This is a genomic window from Mesorhizobium shangrilense (assembly GCF_028826155.1).
GTDB classification, from domain to species: domain Bacteria; phylum Pseudomonadota; class Alphaproteobacteria; order Rhizobiales; family Rhizobiaceae; genus Arvimicrobium; species Arvimicrobium flavum.
In genome coordinates, this window is sequence record NZ_JAQGPN010000001.1 from 3,105,005 (window position 1) to 3,126,993 (window position 21,989).

A 21,989-nucleotide genomic window follows, 5' to 3' on the forward strand; every position below is an offset into this window, starting at 1 on the left:
GGGTCCGTGATCCACGCTTGTATCGGATACGCCGATCGGGAAGGGCGGCCATGATCGAGCGGCAGCGCCTTCGCAGATTAATCGTCCGCACTTTGGATCTACTCCTGCGAGGTCGGGTCAGCGAACTGGCGCGACTGCTTGTTGTCAGGGCGCGACCGACCGTTTGGGCGTCGCGAGCGCGCCATTTGAATCCCGCGCCCACGATCTGCATCGATGCGAAGACGCAGAGACTGGCTCGTGACGGCTCTGTCGCACCCAAGCGCAGCATCGTCTTTCCCGAAACGGCGTCGAAGTTGGTAAGCGTCATCGTCCCCTGCAACAATTATGGGGCGTATCTCGCGGAGGCGGTTGCATCCGTGCAACGTCAGACGCTCGATTGCGTCGAGATCATTGTCGTCGATGACGGATCGACCGATCCGCATACTGTCACCGTCCTTGGAGAACTGGCGAACGACCCGGCGCTGAGGATTATCTCCAAACCGCAGGAAGGACTTGTCAGCGCCAGGAACGCGGGCATCGCGGTGGCGAATGGCGAGTATGTCTGCTGCCTTGACGCGGATGACCGTCTGCTGCCGGGTTATCTGGAGGCGGCGGTGTTGGCGCTGGAGACCGATCGATCGGTCGGGTTCGCGTACTCCTGGGCACAGTTGTTCGGCGATGAGCATCGCGTCTGGCATACCCGGGATTTTCGCATCGACGAGGGGCTTGCAGACAACCATACGGCGGTCTCGGCAGTCTTCAGGCGGGACGATTGGCACGAGATCGGCGGCTATCGACCCCAAATGCGCCATGGCTACGAAGATTGGGAATTCTGGCTCCGGTTGGCGGCCCTCGGCCGCAACGGAAAGGCGGTGCGGGCGCCGTTGTTCGAGCACCGGCGGCACGGGCGCACGATGACGCACGACGCACATGCGATGCGCCGACGACTGGTCAGTGACATGCGTGCGCTCAACACTGAAATCTTCTCAGATCGATCGCTCCAGTCAAGGATTTCGCGCATCGGCGGGCCTGCCAACGCGGACCGGTCGGCAACAGCGATCCCCGTGCGATTGCCCGTGGAATCTGGCAAGCCGCATCTGCTCGTGGTTGTTCCGTGGCTCGAGGCGGGAGGCGCGGAGATGGTGCTTCTCGATGTCCTGGACCACCTCAAAGCGTCCTGGACGATAACGATCGTGACCACGCTGCCCGACCGCCAGCCGCTCTGGTCGGAGTTCGTCAAGATCACCACGGACATCTTTCCGTTGGCGGGTGCATTTGACAGTGACGGCGGCCTGCGACTCCTCGAACATCTCGTCGCGAGCCGTCAGATCAGCGTCGTTCTTTCGTCCGGTTCAGGCTGGCTCTACCGCAACGCGGCACGGCTGAAGTCGAGGTTTCCCGCGCTGAAGCTCGTGGATTTGCTGCACAACGCGCTGCCATCCGGTCACTTGGCCGACGCCGTAGCGGCGTCCGCGGTGTTCGACCGTCATATCGCAGTTAGCCCACATATTGAAACGGCGCTGGTGCGGAGAGGCGTTTACGCGGACAAGGTGCGCACGATCCTCAACGGGGTCGACTGTTCGGCGGCTAGGCTCGACGGCGAACTGCGCAAGCGCTGCCGTGCGGAGTTGGGACTCGATCCAGACGTCTTTGCGATCGGCTGGGTTGGGCGCTTTGCAGCCGAGAAGCGCCCTCTCGATTTTCTTTATCTCGTCAGTTCGTTGCCTGACTCTCGGCGCGTCGCGGCGTTCATGTGCGGCGAGGGCCCTCAGTTGCAGGGGACGATCGACCGCTCGGTGCGAATGGAAAGCGCCGTTCCGGTCAACTTTCTCGGTCGTCGTTCTCGGCCTGACATGCGGGCGCTCTACGCCGCGTTCGATGTGCTCGTGCTGACCTCGGAACTGGAGGGCATGCCGCTTGTCGTGCTGGAAGCGCTTGGGGCCGGCTGTCCCGTGGTCGCAACGCGGGTCGGCGATATCGAGCTTGCGGTTCACGACGGCAGGAGCGGGTGGCTTGTGCCGCCGGGCGACATCGCCGCGATGCGTCGGCGCATCCTGGAGATGATGGCGAATACATCCGAGCATCAGGCAATGGCGGCGTACGCGCTTGCGACGATGGACGGCGGCGACTTCTCGCGAAAAGCCATGGCCGAGGCCTATGCGCGCGTTTTCGTGGAGCTTGTGTCGTGGCCGGCAGGTGGCAGCGGGCCGGGAAAGACGTGCAACAGCCCGCGCTCAAGCCAGATCGATAGGGCGACGGCGATGGGTGGCGTGCGGTGAGGTACGGCCTGATTGTTTTCCCGAGATCGGAGAATACGGGCGACGCGGTCCAGTCGCTGGCCGCGCTGCAGTTTCTGCCACACCTGGATGCGCTTCTCGATCGGGAAACGCTGCATGACGTCCGCTCTCCCGATCTGATCCGCGCGATAGGGAATGGCTGGTACGCCCACAACGTCGACAACTGGCCTCCTGCACCGAACATAGAGATGCTGCCAATCAGCATGCATTTTTCTCCGCGCGCACTGGAGTCCTACGCGGACCCTGAAAAGGGAAGCTATCTCCGGTCTCTCGCCCCGATAGGAGCCCGCGACGCATTCACACGCCGGGCTTTGATGGCGCGCGACGTGGACGCCTTCATGTCTGGTTGCCTGACCCTGACCCTGATGCGGCCAAGCGACCTCGCATCCGAGGGCAACATCGTCGTGTGCGACGTGCCTGACACGGTGCGGCTGCAAGTTGAGGCTCGAGCCAGGCGGCAGGTCATCACTGTGACCCATGACGAACCCGACGATGTCGGCATCGAGGGCAAGCTCCACCGCGCCCGAAGGGCGCTGAGAGCCTATGGCTCAGCCCAATGCGTGATCACGTCACGGCTTCACGCAGCGCTGCCAGCCCTGGCTTTCGGCACGCCGGTCCTGCTGGTTGAAACGGCTGAGGACGCCTATCGATTCGATGGCCTTAGGGAACTTGTCCGGCACACGACAGAAGACCAGTTCCTCGACGATCGTTCGATCTTCGACGTCAACGATCCTGAACCCAATGGCGATACGTTCCGTCCGGTACGGGAGCGGCTGGCGGAACGCGTTCTGGACTTCACGATCACGCCACCGCTGTGCCGGTTGAAGCGCGAGATCCTTGCCGCCTTTCGAGACGACGACCGCGCGGCATTCCGGCGTCTGATTTCTTCGGTGCGTTCCAGGAAGGAGGCTCCCATGTATTTTGGCACCACAAAGAACGGAGAGGCTGGCCTGAGCTGGCGGGCGGTGGCTCCCGATGGCGGCGCCGATACACGGTTCATCGAAGAAGTCGCGAGCCTGCAGGTTCGGAACGATGTCCTGATCCACAGAAACAACACGCTGACTCAGGAACTTGTCGCGGAGCGAGAGCGAGTTGGCCAATTCCTCGCGGATCATGCGCGCTTCCAGATCGTCGAGGAGCACCTGAGAAAGCAGATCGCCGAGGCGGCCAGCGATGCCGAGGAACTCAATCGCCTGCGGAAGGCCCTGGTCGAAGCTGATGGCCGTGTGTCGAGCAGGGACCTCGATATCGAGAACCGCGCGAAGGCGATAATCGCTCATGTCGAGGCGGAGAGGGTCTTGAAAGCCGAGATCGCGAGACTGCAGCGACGTCTCGCCGACTCCCGCGTGGCGAACGCTGTTGCCGAGGTTCGCAACCGAGCGGTCGCTGACGAGAACGCCGAGCTGAAGAACCAGGTCTCAAGTCTCGGAGGCGACAAGAAGCGTCTGGAGGACGCAGCCGCGGAGGCTGCCAGGCGTCTCGAGGCACTGGCGGCGTTGGAACTCACAGCCCGCGAAGAGCGCGATCAGGTGTCGGCCGAACATGCCGCGCTGCTCGCTAGGGGCGAGGTGACGGAGCTCCAGGCGGCGGAGGCGGAGACGCGCCTTCAAACGGCGTTCGATCAGATCCAGCATCTTGAGCAGCAACTCGCCAACCTCGAGATGGACAGAACCAAGCTGGAAGAGCGCCTGAAGACCAGCACCGGCAGCGAGCTGGTCGCCAAGCGGCTTGGCACGAGGCTCGCGGCAGCTGAGGCCGAGAATTTGACGCTGCGGGACAATGTCTGGCGCAGGACAAATCAGGCGGAAGAGCTCCAGCTGCGCCTTGCGGAAACGTCGGCACAAAATCTTGCGCTCGATGGCCACGCCAGCGCGCTCCAAGCGAAACTCGACGCAATGCCCTGGCGTGTGATCGCAGCCTACTGGCGCATTCGCCGCTTCATCCCCAAGCGGTTGCTATCCGGAGTTGGCCAGATCCTGGGCAAGTCTCGCGAACAGTGGCAGGCGCCATGAACGACATCCCACTCATCGAGGGTCTGCACGCGCTTCCCTACGTGTATGCGAACGAGCACGCATACCTGGCCGAGGATTTCGGAGCTGGAACGGGTCCCAATATCGGCGGCGCGGGCGAAAACCTCACGATCATGCTGCTGTCGATGGACCGCGCCAACCTCACTGCGCGGCTTTGCCGAAGCATCGTCGGGCACGTTCCCCACTTCGAGGGCCAAGTGCTGGTGGTCGACAACGGTTCGCAGCCCGACCAACTCCTCGAGATCGAGAAGCTTCTCGCCGAACTCCCTCTGCGCAGCAAGCTCCTCAAACTCGGACAGAACCACGGTGTGGCCGGAGGCAGGAGCATCGGCATAGATCATGTCGAAACCGAATGGGTGATGAGTCTCGACAACGACATCTATTTCATCGCCGACCCCTTCAAGCATTGGCAGCACGAGATTGCGACGTTGGGCTGCCGGTTCTTTTCGCTGGCGCTGCTCGATCCCGATCAACAAAGCATCTTCCTGCGCGGCGGCCACCTCTACGTGACCTATGGCGAAGGCCAGATCCATCTCGGCGGCGGATCCGCGGGCGCACTGGGGGACGCCAGGACCGTGAGCGGGCCGCCATTCCTCGGAACCTGCATGATGGGCGGCGCGTCAATTTTCGATGTCGCGCTCTTCAAGGAAATCGGCAGGTTCGACGCGGGGATGTTCGTCGGCTTCGAGGACATCGAGCTTTCCCTGCGCCTTTTCCGGAAGGGCTATAAGATCGGGTGTACGGCCCTGGCGGCCCTCGTTCACGATCATGCCAAGCCCGAAACCTCGGTGGACAGGGACTACGAGCGCATCCGGTTCAGGCGAAACGACATCGAGGAGTCCGCGCGTCATTTCGAGAGCAAGCACGGCTACAAGGTCTGGAACAGGGGAGTCGATGACTGGCTGACGGAAAGGGAGAGAGCGCTGGGGCTGCAGGAAGCAAGGGACGCAGGCGTCCCGCGGGCGCATGTGTCACGCAATGAGCGTCCGAACATCATGCTTGTCGCCGACATTTTCGGCTGGGCGTTCTCCAACATCTGCGACCAGATCCATACCCAACTTTCGGATGAGTTCAACATAACGGTTCACGCAACCGATGAGCTGAAGAACCACGGCGACCTTTGCCTGCTGGCGCGGAACCAGGATCTGGTTCACCTCTTCTGGCGGCCCCAGGTGCGCAATCTGTTCAGCGAGAATGTGCTGGACTATGCGCGGGGGCTGGGCTTTCCGGTTCCGGAGGACATCTTCGGGCTCATTCTCGACAAGCGGGTCACCACCGCGGTCTACGACCATCTGTACCTGTCTTCGGATGAAGTCGAATGGCTGAGGCCCGTGTTCGATTTCGTCGATGGCTACTACACGTCCTCACGAAAGCTCGACGCCATCTATCAGCGCGTCTACGGGGGCACGCCGCCTCAGGCCGTCATACAGGACGGCGTGGATCTGTCGTTGTTCAGGCCGAGAAACCTCGGGCGTTTCCAGGACGACAGGCAAACGCTCACGGTGGGCTGGGTGGGCAACTCCGACTGGGCGGCAGAAGTCGAAGACTTCAAGGGTCTCCACACCATCATCAATCCGGCGCTAGAGAATCTCCGTGCAAAGGGCCTCCAACTGGAATCGCGTTTCGCCGACAAGAAGGTCGTCCACATTCCTCACGCCGACATGCCGGACTACTACGCCGGCATCGACGTTCTTCTCTGCGCGTCGAAGATCGAGGGCACGCCGAATCCGTTGCTCGAGGCCATGGCCATGGGCGTTCCGGTCATCACCACGGATGTCGGCATCGTGCCGGAGGCGCTCGGGCCCAAGCAGTCCGGGTACATTCTTCCGTCGCGTGACGTGCATTCGCTGATGACCATGATCGAGCGGCTCTACCGCAATCGCTCCGATTTGGAGCAGCTTTCCGACGAAAATCTCGACTACGTGAAGCCCTGGGACTGGTCACTACGCGTGGAGGGCTTCCGCAACTTCTTCCGCAGCGTTCTCGCTGCTCCAGCCCGCCACAAACAGAGACTATCGTGACCCTCTACGCGTCCGCCCCGGATCTCGAGCGAGCCAGCGCAGAAGATCTGTTCACACGAGGGCTGCTGCCCTGCGCCAATGGCCGTTCAGCTTCATGTTGCAGACGGCACAGGTTCATCCTCGGGGCAGCCTGATGTCAGACCTTGCCCCCGCGCAGATAGAGGTTCTCCAGCGCGCCCTGAGAGGCAAGTACGGGCAGGGAGAGCTTTCCCAGGGTCAATTGGCGGACCTCGAGCGGCACACGACCGGACGCTTGAACGAGTTTCGCGAATTGCTCATTCCCTGGCTGTCGAAAAACGCGGGACTTGCTTCCGCAAACGTCCTCGAGATCGGGGCAGGGACAGGGGCCTCGACGGTTGCGATGGCCGAGCATGGAGCGCGCGTCCACGGCATAGACATCGATGCCGAATCGCTCCGCGTCGCTGAGCTGCGCTGCAGCCTGCACGGCGAGAAAAGGACCTCATTCGAAGTCCTCAACGCGACCGAGATCGGCAAGTTCGATGACGGTTTCGACCTGGTCATCTTTTTCGCCACGCTGGAACACATGACGCATGCGGAGCGCCTTTCGGCGCTTCGAAACGCCTGGTCGATGCTGCCGAGCGGTGGCTTCCTCGGGGTTGTCGAATGCCCGAACCGGCTCTGGCACTACGACAATCACACGACGCTGCTGAACTTCTTTCACTGGCTCCCTGACGATCTGGCCATCGACTATGCCAGGTTCGTCCCGCGGGCGGAGTTCCGTGATGCGATGACAGAGACCGCGGATCGCACGGAGCTGGCGACCGGGCTGGCAAGATGGGGGCGGGGCGCGAGCTACCACGAGATCGAGCTCGCCGCGGGCCCGATTGCCGAACTGGTCGTGCTGGAAGGCATGGACGACTTCAGGCGGCGCGCCGATCCGGTGCTCGACGATTATTGGAGGCACTCTGCTGACGGGCGCTATCGCGACGCGCTCATGGCGGTGGCCCCGCACGTCCCTTCGGCATTTTTCTATCCTTGGATGAACATCCTGATCCGCAAATGAAGTATCTACGAGATCTGCTTGTTGCTGCGGCGTTTTCCGCTCTCGCCGTTCTTGCCTGGCAGCTGCTGTTCCCAGGCGGCTCCCAGCCGGACACCGACATCGAGATCACTGCGCTTGGAACGAAAAACCCCCAATCGCAGGGCACCGAAGTCTGGTTTCATCCGGAAGTGAGCATTCCGGGTATGACTGCCGAAGCATTCGCAGCGTCGATGTCGAACGGCGAATGGGAGCTTCGCGACAAGTCACTGGTCTCCTACAAGGGGCAACCCGCAACACTCTCCTGGTCGGGTCCGGTGCCGGACGGCGCAACCTTGACCTTCACGCGGCATGGCTGGTCCGGTCATGTCCGGGTAACAATCAATGGGACAACAAGCGAACACGACCTGTTTGACGCCAACCGGGGCGCTCCCAATCTGGCGCTTCGATTGACCGAGGCTCCCGGCGGGCAGGCTACCATCTCGGAGAGCATCTCGCGCTCCGCCATGCCGGCGGCATCATCGACCCTGCTTCTCTTCACGATCCTCTCCTTGGCGAGAGCGGCGCGCGCACCGCTTGCGCCATCGGTAGCCGAGACACGCTCCCACGTGATGATCCTGGCGGCGGCGACCTTGGGCTGGACGGCCCTGACGCTGTACATGGCGCGCACCGACGTGCCGGCTGCCGACGTCCCCCGCATATTCGCCTATGTCGGCATCGTCGTTCTCCTTCAGGCTTGCCTGATACAGCTGTTTTACTTGCACACGCGGGTGCTCTCATCCGTCGCGATGACGGCCAACATGTTCTTGTGCAACGTGGTCTTCTCGACGGAACTCATGGGGCAGCCGACCTATCTGCTGGCTGCGTTTGCGATCGCTACGCTGGCCCTCAACCACGTCCTCATGGACCTTCTGGTGCGCCTGAGGGCGCTGAGGCTGACGTTCTTCGCTACGTTGGCGATCTTCTGCGTCTTCGTCTTGGCGTCGTTCGCGCTCGGCCGTTCGCTAGTTCCTCCTTCCGAGGCGGCCCCTTCCGAGACTGCCTTCGAGGGCGTGCGCATGGTCGACTTCGAGCGGACGCCGAATGTTTATTTTCTATCGTTCGACGCCATGATCCCGGAGGTGTTGGCGCAAGAATACTTGGGGTTCCGCCCCACCTATCTGGATGCGGTGGCGGCCAGCGGCGCCCATGTATTCGCCAACATGTTCGCCGATGGCATGTCGACCAAGATGTCGTTCACACAGATCCTGAAATTGCGACCAGATGCGTCCTTAGATGACGACGATCTGGTCACCGGCAATATTCCATCTGCCCTGCGTCAGGCTTTCAAGCATAACGGGTACAGGACATACTTCGTCTTTACGAATACATATTTCGGCTTAAGGAAAGGCGTATATCTCGACGAGTATGTGTTTCATGACGACTATACTGTGTGCTCGTTCCTTGCGGGATCGGCAGCAATTGCGGGATTCTTCGGATACTGCCCCGTGCAGGGTCTATTTATGGCGACAGGCGTTGATCGTTTCACACCTTCGATCGAAATGGGCGTACGGCTTCTCAACGAAGTCACCACCTCGTCGGATGATCCGACCTTCTACATGCAGCATTTCCTCTTTCCGGGCCACACCTGGAACAATGTGACGACGGAGCAGCATATGACGGAGTTCGTTGAAGCCTACCGCGAAAATTCGGTGATCGCCGCGCAGACGATCGACACCGCGGTTGGCATCATTCGCACGAACGACCCTTCGGCCATCATCCTCCTGTACAGCGATCACGGATCCTGGACTTCACGCGCCGTAAGCCTCGCCGACGATCCGCGGTTCTACGTGCAGGACAAGTTCGGCATTCTCGCCGGCATCATCAACGCGGATATGTGCCTTCCGTACTTCCGGCCGCCCGAAGGCCAGAGTTTCCAGACCAACGCGCGCATCGCGGCTGCACTGATCCAGTGCCTGGCGGGCGGACAGTCGCCGCTCAGCACCCCTTTCGATCACAACGTGATCCCGCTCTTTGAAGGCAAAGAGAAGTATCAGGACTACGTCTATGAGTAGAACAGCACGAGCCGACGTCGTGATGGGCGCGACAGTGTTCACGCTGCTCTCGCTCCAGCCGGCGAATGCCTATGTCGACCCCGGATCGGTGAGCGTCGTCGTCACGGCGGTCCTGGGCGCAATCGCAACCATAGGCTACGGCGCGCGGCTCTACTGGGCGAAGATCGGCGCGTTCTTCCGGCGTCAGCCCGCAGCGAAGACGGACGACAATGACCGTTCGCGTTGAAGCCGATCCGGGCTCCTTTCGTGATCCCTCCAGTCGCGTCTTCGAGATCGAGGGACGCATCGTCCGTGGTCTGGACGAGAAGACCGCCGCTGACTTTGCGGAACTCGAAGCTACCGGCTTCTACAGGGAACTGCTGGACGGCGGCGCGATCGTGGAAACACGCCGGCTGTCCGCCGAGGATCCGATCGCTCGCGCGATCAGGTCGCGTGGCTGGTCCGCCGCGGTCGAGCATACGAGACTGCCGCTGATCTCATATCCCTATGAGTGGCCGTTCTCCATGCTCAAGGATGCCGCGCTGCTGCATCTGCACCTGTTGGAAGCCGGCTTTGCGGAGGGCTGGACCCTCAAGGACGCGACACCGTACAACGTTCAGTTCGTTGGCGCGGCGCCGGTATTCATCGACGTGCCGTCATTTGTCAGGCGCGCGCCAAACGAACCCTGGCTTGCATATCGGCAGTTCTGCATGTTGTTCCTCTATCCCCTGATGCTGAAGGCGCATCTCGGGATCGATTTCCAGGGAGCGCTGCGCGCCGATCTTGATGGCCTGACGCCAGTGGAGGCGGCGCGCTACTTCCTCGGATCAGCGCGTTTCAAAAAGGGCGTCCTGTCCCACGTCATCTTCCCAGCGGCGATGGAAAGGCGAGTGGAGGCAGCGGAAAGCGACCGCGCGCCTGCGCGGAAACGATCAATGCGACAGTCGGATCTGCTCGTCCGCAGCCTGCTCTCGGGCATGCGCAGGCTGGTCGAGGCGCTGGACGTCCCTCTTCGTCACACCGCCTGGTCCCAATATGCGAAACTGCACTCCTACGAGGAGCAGGACGTTCGGTTGAAGGAGGAGTTCGTACGGAAATGGACGGACGCTCTTCGCCCGGACACGGTGTGGGATCTGGGCGGCAACACGGGCGCATTCTCAAGGATATGCAGCGAGTATTGCAACCGCGTCGTGACGGTTGATGGCGATTACGATTCGGTCGAGGCCCTTTACTGGGCTGAAAAAAGAGACGGTGGCCGCAAGATACTGCCGCTGGTCATGAACCTTGCCAATATCTCGCCCAGCCAAGGCTGGGGCGGGAAGGAGCGGGCGGCATTCGACCAGCGCAACCGGCCAAAGCTCGTGCTCTGCCTTGCACTCATCCATCACATGGCGCTGGCGGCGAACGTTCCGATCTCATTGTTCCTCGGTTGGCTGGCGACGCTCGGCGCCAACGTCATCATCGAATTCGTCGATCGGCGGGATGAAATGGTCACGAAGCTGCTCGCCAACAAGACCGAGAGGTATCCAGATTATCACAGGAACACGTTTGAAAGCGAACTGGGCGAGCGGTTCCTGATACGCGACTCGATCCCGCTGAAGGGCGGGTTGCGTCAGCTCTATTATTGCGAGACGCCCGCCTGATGGCGCCACTGTCCTGCATGTGCGAACCGGGGGCTGGACGCCGGGCCTTCTGAGTCCGTTGCAGGCCATAGCCGGACAAATCCCGCTGCTCCGTTCTTTCCGGACCTTGCATCCGTCGCCCCAGGCGGCGCCCTATTTCTCGAACTGAACAGCGTTTCGCGAACGGCAGATCGCAAGTGGCCGCTTGCCGACGACTCCGCCATAAAGTATGTCACCAGTTAGTTACTATTGAATCGGGGAACCCGAATGTACCTCAACGAAATGCAGCTTCAGGTGCGGGACATGGCCCGCAACTTCGCCGACAGCTCGATCCGCCCGCTGGCCGAGGCGCTGGACCGGGACGAAACCTTCCCCGTGGCGCTCTACGACGAGATGGCCGAGTTGGGTCTGTTCGGCATCGGCGTGCCCGAGGCGCTTGGCGGGCCGGGCTTCGACACGCTGACCTATGCGGTCGTGATGGAGGAACTCTCGCGCGGTTATGCCAGTGTGGCCGACCAATGCGGGCTGGTGGAGTTGATCTCCTCGCTCCTGGTACGGCATGGCACGCCCGCCCAGCAGAAGCTGCTGCCCGAAGTGCTGTCGATGCGCCAGAAAGTGGCCTACTGCATCACCGAAACCGAAGCCGGGACCGATGTTTCGGGCATCCGCACCACCGCTGTCAGGGACGGCGACGGCTGGCGGCTGAACGGCGGCAAGATGTGGATCCACAACGCGCCGGTGGCCGATATCGGCTTCGTTCTGGCGGTGACCGACAAGGCGGCTGGCAACCGCGGCATGTCGATCTTCATTGTCGATCTGCACGCTGATGGCGTCACCCGTGGTCCGAAGGAACACAAGATGGGGCAGCGCGCCTCGCAGGTCGGGGGACTCGACTTTACGGACGTGAAACTGGGATCCGACGCCCTGCTCGGGCAGGAGGGTCGCGGCTTCCACATGATGATGTCGGTGCTGGACAAGGGCCGCGTCGGCATTGCCGCACTGGCCGTGGGCATCACCCAGGCAGGCCTCGAGGCGGCGGTGGAATATGCCGGCACCCGCAAGCAGTTCGGCAAGGCAATTGCCGAATTCCAGGGCGTGCAATGGCTTCTGGCCGACATCGCCAAGGATGTCGAGGCAGCGCGGCTCCTGGTACATTCCGCCGCGACCAAGATCGACCGTGGCGAGGATGCGACCCGCGCCTGCTCGATGGCCAAGTGCTTCGCAGGCGACATGGCTGTGCAGCGTACGGCTGATGCGGTGCAGGTCTTCGGCGGCTCAGGCTATATTCGCGGCTTCGAGGTCGAGCGCCTCTACCGCGACGCCAAGATCTGCCAGATCTATGAGGGCACCCAGCAGATCCAGCGCATGATCATCGCGCGCGAACTGTTGAAGAAGGGAGCACGCGGATGAGCGCGGCGACGAAACAGGTCGCACTCGTCACCGGCGCTTCGCGCGGCATCGGCCTTGCCGCCGCCGAGGGGCTGGCCAGGGCCGGTTTTGCGGTGGCCCTGAACGGCCTGCCCGGCGATGCCGAGCTGGACGCAGCCGTCGCGCGGCTTTCCGCAGGCGGCGCGCGGGTTGTGGCGACGCCTTTCGATGTCTCCGACCTGTCGGCGTATGAGCCGGCGTTGCAGTCCGTCGAGGCGGCGCTCGGCCCCTTGACCACGCTGGTCAACAATGCCGGCGTCGGCGTGCTGAGACGCGGCGACCTGCTTGAAGTCACCGAGGAGAGCTGGGACCGCTGCCTGACCGTCAACACCAAGGCGATGTTCTTCCTGAGCCAGTGCTTTGCGCGGCTTCTGTTGTCGCGCACTCGCGCCGCCGACAGCTTTCATGCCATCGTCAACGTCACCTCGTCCAATGCGACGGCGGTGGCGGTGCAGCGGGCGGAATATTGCGCCTCGAAGGCGGCGGCGGCCATGGTTTCGAAGGTTCTGGCGGCGCGGCTCGGCGCCGATGGGATTGCCGTCTATGACGTGCAGCCCGGCCTGATCGCCACCGAGATGACCGCGCCGGTCATCGATGGCTACCGCGCGCGCGCCGAGGCCGGGCTGACACTCATCCCGCGCGTCGGGCAGCCTGCCGATATGGGCCAGATCATCGTTTCGCTGGCCGAAGGCCGGCTTCCCTACACCACAGGACAGGTGATTTCCGCCGATGGCGGCATGCTTGTTCCGCGCTTCTGAGGTTCGACAATGATAATACGTCTCCCGGATCAGACCGGACGGATGGCGGACTATGCCCTCAAAGGACAGCCGATCCCCGCCGGCCGCATTTCCGCAGATCCCGCCCGCATCGTTTATTCGGCGGCCCATGTGGTCGCCGATCCATTCACTGCCAACGATCCCACGGGTCCGGCCGGGGTGGATTGGGAGGCGACGATGGCCTTCCGCCGCCATCTGGCGGATCTTGGCCTGGGCATCGCCGAGGCGATGGACACTGCGCAGCGCGGCACGGGCCTCGACTGGCCCGGGGCGCTGGAGCTGATCCGCCGCACCCGCGAGGAGCTTCCTGATGCGCTGGTCGGAAACGGCTGCGGCACCGACCATCTGAACCCGGCCGATGCACGCAACCTTGACGATGTGGTCCGCGCCTATCTGGAGCAGGTCGAGGCGATCCAGAAGCTCGGTGGACGGCTGATCTTGATGGCCAGCCGCGCGCTGGCGCGTGTGGCCAAGGGGCCGGCTGACTACATCGATGTCTATGATCGCGTGCTGTCGGCTTGCGACCAGCCGGTCATCCTGCACTGGCTGGGCGAGATGTTCGACCCGGCGCTGGCCGGCTATTGGGGCGCTGCCGATTTCGACGCCGCGCTCGAGACCGCGCTTGAGGTGATCCACCGCAATGAGGCCAAGGTGGACGGAATCAAGATCTCGCTTCTGGACAAGGAGAAGGAGATCAGGATGCGCCGCCGGCTGCCGGCAGGCGTGCGTATGTATACCGGCGACGATTTCAACTATCCGGAGCTGATCGAAGGCGACGAGCAGGGCTTCTCGCACGCGCTCCTGGGGATCTTTGATCCTCTGGCGCCGGCCGCGGCCCATGCGGTCAATCTGCTGGGGCAGGGCGACAAGGCAGGCTTCCGCGCCACGCTGGACCCGACCGTGCCGCTGGCGCGCCACATCTTCCGCGCGCCCACCCAGTACTACAAGACCGGCGTGGTCTTCCTGGCCTGGCTGAACGGCTTCCAGGATCACTTCGTCATGCTCGCCGGCCACCAGGCGCTGCGCCCCTTGCCCTATTTCACCGAGACCTTCCGCCTGGCGGATCAAAGCGGGTTGCTCCGCGATCCGGATCTGGCAATCGCGCGGATGAAGTCGCTTCTTGCGGTTTATGGCGCCCAATGAGGGATTTTGGGCAGGACCACTCGGCCCTTGCGCTGAATACTGCGAGCCTGGGCCATAACCTGGACGGGGCAGGGGCCGGGTGGTCGTCCGAGCAACTGATCGATGCCTGCGCCGAACGGGGTTTTGGCGGTATCGTCTACTGGCGGCGGGAACTGGGCGATCGCGCGCAACAGATCGGCGAACGGACTCGAGCGGCCGGTCTTGCCGTGGCGGGGCTGTGCCGCACGCCACTGATGGTCGGGCCGGGCACGCCGCAGCCGCTGGAGGACGAGGTCAGGGCCTCGATCGACATGGCAGCCGCCCTTGGCGCGCCGGTGCTAACCATCGTCACCGGCGGAACCGAGCCGGGCACCAAGGGGCTTGGTCCCAGCTGGGATTTGCTGGCCGAACGGGTGGCTGTGGCCTGCGACCATGCAGCCCGCCAAGGGGTGAAGCTGGCGCTCGAGCCCTTGAATCCGATGTTCGGGGGCAACCGGACCTGCCTATTCACAGTGGCGGATGCGTACGAGATCTGTCGCCGCGTGAACCATCCGGCCCTGGGCATCGCCGTCGATGTCTACCACGTCTGGTGGGACAGCCGGCTTACCGAAAGCCTGGCGGCCGCAAAGGGTCTGATCCTTGGCTACCACCTTTGCGACTGGCTGGCCGAGACCAGCCACATGCTGCTGGACCGCGGCATGATGGGTGACGGGGTGGCCGACCTGCGGGCGATCCGCGCCGCGGTCGAGGCTGCGGGCTATGCCGGCTTCTGTGAGGTGGAGATCTTCTCGGCTGAGGATTGGTGGAAGCGTGATCCGCGCGAGGTTCTCGACACCATGGTCGACCGCTTCCGTCGTTTCTGCTAACATCTGCAGAGCTAAAACAAGCGGATACCCCCTTTTCTCATCGATTGGTTCGTGGGGCGCTTGCGTGATTTCAGGCCCGGTTCGCCAAGCGGACCGGACCCTTCTCATTCAGTCAAATAAGGGTGCATGAGGGACCCGCTCGCGCGAGACCACCCGATAGCCAGTGGTTGTCATCGCATCGATGCGGTCCATGTCGACGAAGGAGAGCGTGAAATCCATGACCTCGAAGTTCGCCCGGATGTTCTCGGGCTTGCTCGACATGCAGGTGACCGCCACGCCCTTCTGCAGGATCCAGCGCAGCACCACCTGCGCGGCGCTGCGGCCGTAGCCGGCGCCGATCTCGGCAAAAATCGGGTAGCGGAACACCTCGCCGCGCGCCACGGCGCAGTAGGCGGTCAGCGGAATGCCGGTCTCGGCGGCGGCAGCCTGCAGCTTCGACTGGTCAAGCAGCGGATGGAATTCGACCTGATTGGCGACCAGTGGCACCGAGAGTCGCGCCCTGGCCTCGCGCATCTGGGCGGCGGTGAAGTTCGAGATGCCGATATGGCGTGCATGACCCAAATGATGCGCCTCCTGCAGCAGGTCCAGCGCCTCGGCAATGGCGCCGCCCGGTGTCGGCCAGTGCAGGAGCAGCACATCCACCTGATCCATTTGCAGCGCCTCAAGCGAGGCTCGGACCGAGGGCATGAACCTGTCCCGCGAGAAGTTCCCGACACTGACTTTGGTGATCACGCAAAGCGCGTCCCGCGCAAGCCCGCTGCGGGCCAGGGCGCGTCCGGTCGCGGCCTCGTTGCCGTAATCCTGTGCCGTATCGAAGGCGCGGTAACCCGCTCCGACTGCATGCGATATCGCGGCCTCAAGGGCATCATCCTTCAACGGATAGGTGCCAAAGATGCGCTGGAAGCTGGGCTGAAACAGGATGTTCATTGGATCTCCGGCCATGCGTCAGGGCAGTGGGAAAGGCGAAACCGCTCGAAGACCATTGCCCCAAACGGACATTTCATCGGAAAAACATAGATTTGAATAATTCTGCTGCACGCACCGATCTGAGCGAGTTCAGGGTACGGGGCTGCCCGTCGCGATCCGCGCGCTGCCCCGCGCCTGCAGGGTGCCGTTGATCAGATGACGCACCGGCGGGGCGTCGTAGTTACGCATCCTCTCGACCAGAAGTTGCACCGCTTCACGGCCGATCTCGTCGGTGGCGACGTGGTTCGAGGTCAGCGCCGGCCGCCAGAGCGAAGCTTCGACCACGTCGTCGAATCCCGTGACCGCGACATCCTCGCCGACGCGCAGTCCGGCATTCTGGATCGCGAGCATGACGCCGAAGGCCAGCACATCGTTGAAACAGGCGATCGCGGTCGGCGGATCGGGCAGTTGCAGCAGGCGCTGCACCGCCTGATAGCCGTCAGGTCTGGTCGAGGGACAGGAGACGAGCAGTTCCGGGGCGAGGGCAATGCCGGCCAGATCCAGCGCCGCGACATAGCCTTCAAGCCGTTCGCGGCCCGAAGAGATCGTCTCGTTCACGCCGACGAAGGCGATGCGGCGATGTCCGGCCCCGAGCAACCCGCCGGTCAGGCGGCGCATGTCCGAGACGTTGTCGCAGCCTACATAGTCGAACTCGGGCGCGTCCAGGTGGCGGGAATAGAAGACGCAGGGCAGCCGCCAGAGCTTCAGCTTCTGGCGCAGATGCTCGCGGTTGGTGCCGGCAGCCGGAGACATCAGAATGCCGTCGACATTGTATTCCTGCATCAGGTTCAGGAAGGCCATCTGTCGATCCGGGCAATCGCCGGAATCGCCCAGAAAGGCCACGAAACTGATCTGGCTGAGCGACTGCTGGATGCCGGCGACGATCTCGGCGAAATAGGGATTGGTGATGTCATGGACCACAAGCCCGACCGTTCGGGTGCTGTGGGTGCGCAGGCTGGCGGCGCTGCGGTTGTAGATGTAGCCAAGCTGATCGGCCTTCTCGAGCACCAGCACCTTGGTGCGCTTGGGAATGGCGGGATTGTCCCGCATCACCAGCGAAACCGTTGCCCGTGACACTCCGGCGGCCTCCGCGATGTGCTGGAGGGTAATGCGGCCGGTTCCCCGTGTCGTCTGACTGTCTCCGGTCAACTTATTGTCCTGCAAGGCATCTGGCTAAAGGGCTGAAGCGGTCAAGTTTTTCAACGATTACATGGGTTTCGCGTTCAGGCATAGCAGCTCGGTTTCACCTTCCTGAACACATTCGCCCTTCTGGTTAAGGACACTGAAGCCCAAGGTCAGCCGGCTCTGGCCCTCGCGTCGGGGATGGGGTGTGCAGGCCCTGACGGTGATCACCGCTTCGATCGTGTCGCCGATCATGATGGGCCCCCGGAATCGCCAGTTCCAGCCCATGGACGCCACGGCCGCGAAGCTGACCTTCGCTCGATTCTTTAGCCCGTCGACCATCGAGAGGCCCAGAAGCCCGTGCGCGACACGGCCGGAAAAGCCGTGACTGCGGGCGAAAGTGTCATCGACATGGATATCGAAGAAGTCGCCCGACAACCCGCAGAAGGCGGTGATATGGGATTCCGTCACGGTGATTCGGCCGGTGCGGTAGTGATCGCCAATGGCTACCTCGGTCGCGCCGTAATAGCCGGGGGGCAGGGCGCGGCCCGTGGGGTGCCCGTCCGCGGTGGAAGTTGCGCTGGTCATCTCGGTCCTCATTTCAGCAGATGGCGGGCGATGATCTGTCGCTGGATCTGGTTAGTGCCTTCATAGATCTGGGTGATCTTGGCGTCGCGATAGAGCCGCTCGACCTCGATGCCGCGGATGAACCCGATGCCGCCGTGGATCTGTACTGCGTCCGAGACATGGCGCACGGCCGCATCGGCCGCGTAGCATTTCGCAATCGAGCAATAGACGGTGGCGTCCTCGCCGGCGTCCAGCCGGGCGGCCGCATCCAGCACCAGAAGCCGGCTGGCCTGCAGAGATTGCGCCATGTCGGCGATCATCCACTGTATCGCCTGGAAGTCGCTGATCGGCTTGCCGAACTGGTGGCGCATCTTGGCATATTCGATCGATGCCTCGATGGCGGCCTGGAGAATGCCGACCGACAGACTGGCGATGCCGACGCGTCCCTTGTCCAGCACGCTCATCATCATCTGGAAGCCGCGACCCTCCTCACCCAGGAGCGCCTCTGGGGGCAGGTCGATTGCGTCGAAGGTCAGCGCCCCTACCTGCGAGGCGCGCTGGCCCATCTTGAATTCCTTTGGACCGATGCCGTAGCCCGGGCGGTCTGCATCGACGATGAAGATCGACATGCCGCGCTTGCCCGCTTCCTTGTCGGTCAAGGCGAGCACAATGGCGAAGTCCGCCACAGGGGCGTTGTGGATCCAGATCTTGCCGCCCTCGAGCCGCCAGCCCTTCGCCGTACGATGCGCAGTGGTAGTAATGGCGCCCACATCGGAGCCGGCTTCGGGTTCGGTGATCGCATAGGCGCACTTGCGCTCGAAGCGCAGCATGGGGCGCAGATAGGCTTCCTGCTGCGCGCGCGTGCCATGCGTGGCAAGCAGTGATCCGACCATCTCGAGCAGCCCGCATTGATCTGCCACCGAGGCGTAGCCGCGAGACAACTCTTCCATGACCACCGAATACGCGCGCACATCGGCGCCCACACCGCCCATGTCAGTGGGAATGGTGATGCCGAACAAGCCGAGGCGCGCCATCATCTGGTACAGGTCCTCAGGGAACTCCTCCCGTTCATCGAGGTACTGGGCCCGGTCGCGCAATTCCGCATCGACGAACTGACGCGTGCTGCGCGCCAGTTGCTGGTATTCCGCTCCGTTGATCCGGTCATACCAACCCGGTTCGAAAATCATGCAGCACCTCCCCTTTCTGCAGTGGGCCGGCGGGTGAAATTTTGGGTAGACACCAGCACAGCTCCTTACTATATCGATCTAGTGGATCGGTCTAGTAACCGGTTAGTGCGATTCTTAGGGAACGCAGCTGGACCGGTCAATCCAAGGGAGGACACCATGAAGCACTTTATCCGGGCCCAGCTGCTGGCCGCAGCCTTCTGCGGATTCGCAGCCATGCCCACTGCCGCGTTCGAGCTCACCGCAGCCCATGTGAACCCGGCGGGCGAGCCCTCGAACGTGGCCTTCGCCGAGCTTGCCGAGCGGCTGAAGGACTCGAAGACGGGCCTTTCGATGCTGGTCTTCCCGCAGGGGCAGGTCGGTGACGAAAAGGACGCGATCGAGCAGACCCTGCTGGGTGCGATCTCGATGACGACGGTCAGCACCTCGAACCTGTCGGCCTTTGCGCCTTCGGCAGGCGTGTTCGACATCCCGTTCCTGTTCAATGAGTCGGCGGTCCAGCCCTGGCAGGTTGCCGATGGCCCGATCGGGACCGAGATCAAAGCCAAGATCGAGGCCGAATCCGGTCTCAAGGTCCTGGGCTGGTGGTCGGGTGGAATGCGCCACGCCTTCACCCGCAACGTCGACATCAAGGCGGCGGCGGATCTGGATAACCTGAAGATCCGCGTGATCGGCAGCCCCGTCTATATCGACACGTTCAACGGTCTTGGCGCCAAGGCGACGCCTATGCCTTATGGCGAGGTCTACACGGCGCTCGCGACCGGCACGATCGACGCGGCGGAGAACGACACCTCGGGTTACCGCAACATGCGCTTCTATGAGCAGGCGCCCCATTTCTCGCTGACCGGACACTTCTTCCTCTACAAGGTCGTCGTCATGCAGCCGGCAATCTTCGAGTCGATGAGCGATGAGCAGCGCGCCGAATTTCTCGAGATCTTCGAGGATGTCACGAAACGCCAGCGCAAGCTCTTCGACGAGAATTTCGCCGCAGACATCGCCTTCATGAAGGAAAACAAGGTCACCGTGACCGAGCCGGACCGCGCTTCGCTGATCGAGGCAGCCCGTCCTGTGATCGAGAAGTATGAAGGCGTCTTTGGCGCGGATCTCGTCGATCGCATTCGCAACACGCGCTAACCGCGGCAACTTCCATGAAATCGCTATACAAAACGATCGAGAGGGTGGTTCACCCTCTCGAGGAGCTGGGGATCTTTCTGGCCCTTGCCGGGCTGGTGGTCGTGATGCTGTCGCAGGTCTTCTTCCGCTTCGTGCTGGAGAGCCCGCTGGACATCAGCGAAGAACTTTCGCGCATGTGCATGATCTGGCTGGTCTTCCTGGGTGCGGCCCGGGCGCTTCGGACCTGCGAGCATTTCATGGTGGATGCCCTGTTCAAGGCCTTTTCGCCGCCGGTGGCGCGCGTGGTCAGCTTGCTGATCGACGTGATCACCCTCGTCTTCATCATGATGCTTCTCTGGGTCAGCGCCTCGACCAGCTTCTTCGGCGTCCGCCAGATCCTGCCTTCGCTGGGGATTCCTGTTGTCTGGCAGACCGCGGCTTTGCCAGTCGGTATGGGCCTGATGCTGTTCCATTCGGTCGGCTTCATACTGAACCGTCGCGCCATCGGCATCCCTGAGGCTGGAAGCTTCGTCGACGAGCATGGCCACGCCCATGATCTGACCGGAGGAAATGGCTGATGCTATTCATTGTCTTCGTGGGGCTGTTCGCCCTGATCGCGCTGCGGGCGCCGATTTTCGTCGCCCTTGGCGCACCCGCGCTGGCCTATCTCCACTTCAAGGGCATCCCGATGGGGATCGCTTCGCAGCGGATCACCGGCACGGTGAATGACGCGATCCTCGCCGCGGTCCCGATGTTCCTGCTCGCCGGTCGCCTGATGAACTTCTGCGGCGCGACCGAGCGGATCTTTGGTCTGGCCCAAGCCTTCGTCGGCCACATCCGGGGCGGCCTGGGCTATGTCACCGTGCTTGCCAGCATGATTTTCTCGGCCATGTCGGGTTCGGCTGCGGCCGATGCCGTCGGTGTAGGCACCGTGACCGTCAAGGCCATGCGCGAACGCGGCTACGACCCCAGCTTCGCCGCCGCCGTGACGCTTTCTTCTTCGACGCTTGCGCCGATCATCCCCCCTTCGATCATCATGATCATCTATGGCGCCACGGCGAATGTCTCGATCGGCCGGCTGTTCATGGGCGGGATCATCCCCGGCCTGATGATCGTGCTGATGCTGATGGCCATGGTCGGCTTCCTGAGCCACCGCCGAGGCTATCCCAAGGGCGATCGCTTCTCGTTCAAGACGCTGATCAAGTCGGGACGTTCCGCCTTCTTCGTGCTCTTGACGCCGATCTTCATCATCGGAAGCATCTTCCTCGGCATCTGCACGCCGACCGAGGCCGGTGTCCTGGCTGTGGCCTATGTGATGATCCTGGGCTTCTCCTACCGTACGCTCAGCTTCCGCGATCTCTACCGCGAGATGGTGGGCGCTGGCACTGCCGTGGGCGCACTTCTCCTGATCGTCAGCATCTCCGGACTGGACGGCTGGATCTTCTCGCGGGAGCAGTTGCCGAACCTGCTGACCGGCTCGGTCACGGGGATCACCACCGATCCGACGCTGATCATGATCATGATTCTGGCGGTCGTGCTGGTGCTTGGCATGTTCATGGATGCGACCCCAATCATCCTGATGGTGGTTCCCGCCATCACCCCGCTGATCGCCGTTGCCGGCATCGATCCGCTGCATTTCGGCGTGCTCTTCTGCATCATGTGCGTGATCGGCCTGATCACGCCGCCGGTGGGGGTCGCGCTCTATGGCGTGTCGATGGTCTCGAAACTGCCGCTCGAGCGGGTGTTCTGGGCCTCGCTGCCGTTCTTCGCCATGCTGCTGCTTTCGATCGCCGTGATGGTCTTCGTGCCCACCATCATCACCTTCTTGCCTTCCCTGATGTTCGGTGACTGAGACTATGACGA

At 62.6% G+C, this 21,989-nt stretch carries 18 protein-coding genes; 14 read left to right on the forward strand and 4 right to left on the reverse strand.

The annotated features are described in order from the left end of the window. The first annotated feature begins 50 nt into the window (after positions 1-50). From PD284_RS15020 to PD284_RS15070, 11 genes are all read left to right on the forward strand, one after another. Positions 51-2,258 carry a glycosyltransferase gene (locus PD284_RS15020; protein WP_274628987.1) on the forward strand — a complete coding sequence of 736 codons (2,208 nt, stop codon included), beginning with the start codon at positions 51-53 and terminating at the stop codon, positions 2,256-2,258. Further along, on the forward strand, positions 2,255-4,288 hold the full coding sequence (locus PD284_RS15025) for a polysaccharide pyruvyl transferase family protein (RefSeq protein ID WP_274628988.1): 2,034 nt from the start codon (positions 2,255-2,257) through the stop codon (positions 4,286-4,288). The genes PD284_RS15020 and PD284_RS15025 overlap by 4 nt, the downstream gene beginning before the upstream one ends. Beyond that, entirely contained in the window at positions 4,285-6,327 is a 2,043-nt protein-coding gene (locus tag PD284_RS15030) for a glycosyltransferase (RefSeq protein ID WP_274628989.1), read from the forward strand. The genes PD284_RS15025 and PD284_RS15030 overlap by 4 nt, the downstream gene beginning before the upstream one ends. Before the next feature lie 133 nt (positions 6,328-6,460). Further along, positions 6,461-7,351 carry a class I SAM-dependent methyltransferase gene (locus tag PD284_RS15035; RefSeq protein ID WP_274628990.1) on the forward strand — a complete coding sequence of 297 codons (891 nt, stop codon included), beginning with the start codon at positions 6,461-6,463 and terminating at the stop codon, positions 7,349-7,351. Continuing rightward, a complete protein-coding gene (locus PD284_RS15040; protein WP_274628991.1) occupies positions 7,348-9,381 on the forward strand; it encodes a hypothetical protein in 2,034 nt (677 codons plus the stop codon). Before PD284_RS15035 ends, PD284_RS15040 begins: the two co-directional genes overlap by 4 nt. Continuing rightward, positions 9,374-9,607 carry a hypothetical protein gene (locus PD284_RS15045; protein WP_274628992.1) on the forward strand — a complete coding sequence of 78 codons (234 nt, stop codon included), beginning with the start codon at positions 9,374-9,376 and terminating at the stop codon, positions 9,605-9,607. Before PD284_RS15040 ends, PD284_RS15045 begins: the two co-directional genes overlap by 8 nt. After that, positions 9,591-11,003 carry a methyltransferase domain-containing protein gene (locus tag PD284_RS15050; RefSeq protein WP_274628993.1) on the forward strand — a complete coding sequence of 471 codons (1,413 nt, stop codon included), beginning with the start codon at positions 9,591-9,593 and terminating at the stop codon, positions 11,001-11,003. Before PD284_RS15045 ends, PD284_RS15050 begins: the two co-directional genes overlap by 17 nt. 246 nt (positions 11,004-11,249) lie before the next feature. Further along, on the forward strand, positions 11,250-12,392 hold the full coding sequence (locus PD284_RS15055; protein WP_274628994.1) for an acyl-CoA dehydrogenase family protein: 1,143 nt from the start codon (positions 11,250-11,252) through the stop codon (positions 12,390-12,392). Further along, complete coding sequence (locus tag PD284_RS15060; RefSeq protein ID WP_274628995.1) at positions 12,389-13,168, forward strand: 3-ketoacyl-ACP reductase; 780 nt, start codon at positions 12,389-12,391, stop codon at positions 13,166-13,168. The genes PD284_RS15055 and PD284_RS15060 overlap by 4 nt, the downstream gene beginning before the upstream one ends. A 9-nt stretch (positions 13,169-13,177) precedes the next feature. After that, positions 13,178-14,329, forward strand: a complete 1,152-nt coding sequence (locus PD284_RS15065; protein ID WP_274628996.1) for a dihydrodipicolinate synthase family protein — start codon at positions 13,178-13,180, stop codon at positions 14,327-14,329. Continuing rightward, entirely contained in the window at positions 14,326-15,174 is an 849-nt protein-coding gene (locus PD284_RS15070; RefSeq protein ID WP_274628997.1) for a sugar phosphate isomerase/epimerase family protein, read from the forward strand. Before PD284_RS15065 ends, PD284_RS15070 begins: the two co-directional genes overlap by 4 nt. Before the next feature lie 108 nt (positions 15,175-15,282). Here the strand turns inward: PD284_RS15070 and PD284_RS15075 are convergent, their stop codons facing one another. From PD284_RS15075 to PD284_RS15090, 4 genes are all read right to left on the reverse strand, one after another. Next, on the reverse strand, positions 15,283-16,101 hold the full coding sequence (locus PD284_RS15075) for an aldo/keto reductase (protein WP_274628998.1): 819 nt from the start codon (positions 16,099-16,101) through the stop codon (positions 15,283-15,285). Positions 16,102-16,230: 129 nt separating this feature from the next. After that, on the reverse strand, positions 16,231-17,289 hold the full coding sequence (locus PD284_RS15080; protein WP_274628999.1) for a LacI family DNA-binding transcriptional regulator: 1,059 nt from the start codon (positions 17,287-17,289) through the stop codon (positions 16,231-16,233). Between the two features lie 57 nt (positions 17,290-17,346). Then, positions 17,347-17,850, reverse strand: a complete 504-nt coding sequence (locus tag PD284_RS15085; RefSeq protein WP_274629000.1) for a MaoC family dehydratase — start codon at positions 17,848-17,850, stop codon at positions 17,347-17,349. 8 nt (positions 17,851-17,858) lie between these two features. Then, the gene (locus PD284_RS15090; RefSeq protein ID WP_274629001.1) at positions 17,859-19,016 is read right to left on the reverse strand and encodes an acyl-CoA dehydrogenase family protein; all 1,158 of its coding nucleotides are present in this window, start codon (positions 19,014-19,016) and stop codon (positions 17,859-17,861) included. Between the two features lie 156 nt (positions 19,017-19,172). On the opposite strand from PD284_RS15090, the gene PD284_RS15095 reads away from it, so the two are divergent. The 3 genes from PD284_RS15095 to PD284_RS15105 are packed head-to-tail and all read left to right on the forward strand — an operon-like array spanning position 19,173 to position 21,978. After that, the gene (locus PD284_RS15095) at positions 19,173-20,147 is read left to right on the forward strand and encodes a TRAP transporter substrate-binding protein (protein ID WP_274629002.1); all 975 of its coding nucleotides are present in this window, start codon (positions 19,173-19,175) and stop codon (positions 20,145-20,147) included. Between the two features lie 14 nt (positions 20,148-20,161). After that, on the forward strand, positions 20,162-20,704 hold the full coding sequence (locus PD284_RS15100; protein ID WP_274629003.1) for a TRAP transporter small permease: 543 nt from the start codon (positions 20,162-20,164) through the stop codon (positions 20,702-20,704). Next, on the forward strand, positions 20,704-21,978 hold the full coding sequence (locus tag PD284_RS15105) for a TRAP transporter large permease (RefSeq protein ID WP_274629004.1): 1,275 nt from the start codon (positions 20,704-20,706) through the stop codon (positions 21,976-21,978). Before PD284_RS15100 ends, PD284_RS15105 begins: the two co-directional genes overlap by 1 nt. Positions 21,979-21,989 lie beyond the last annotated feature (11 nt).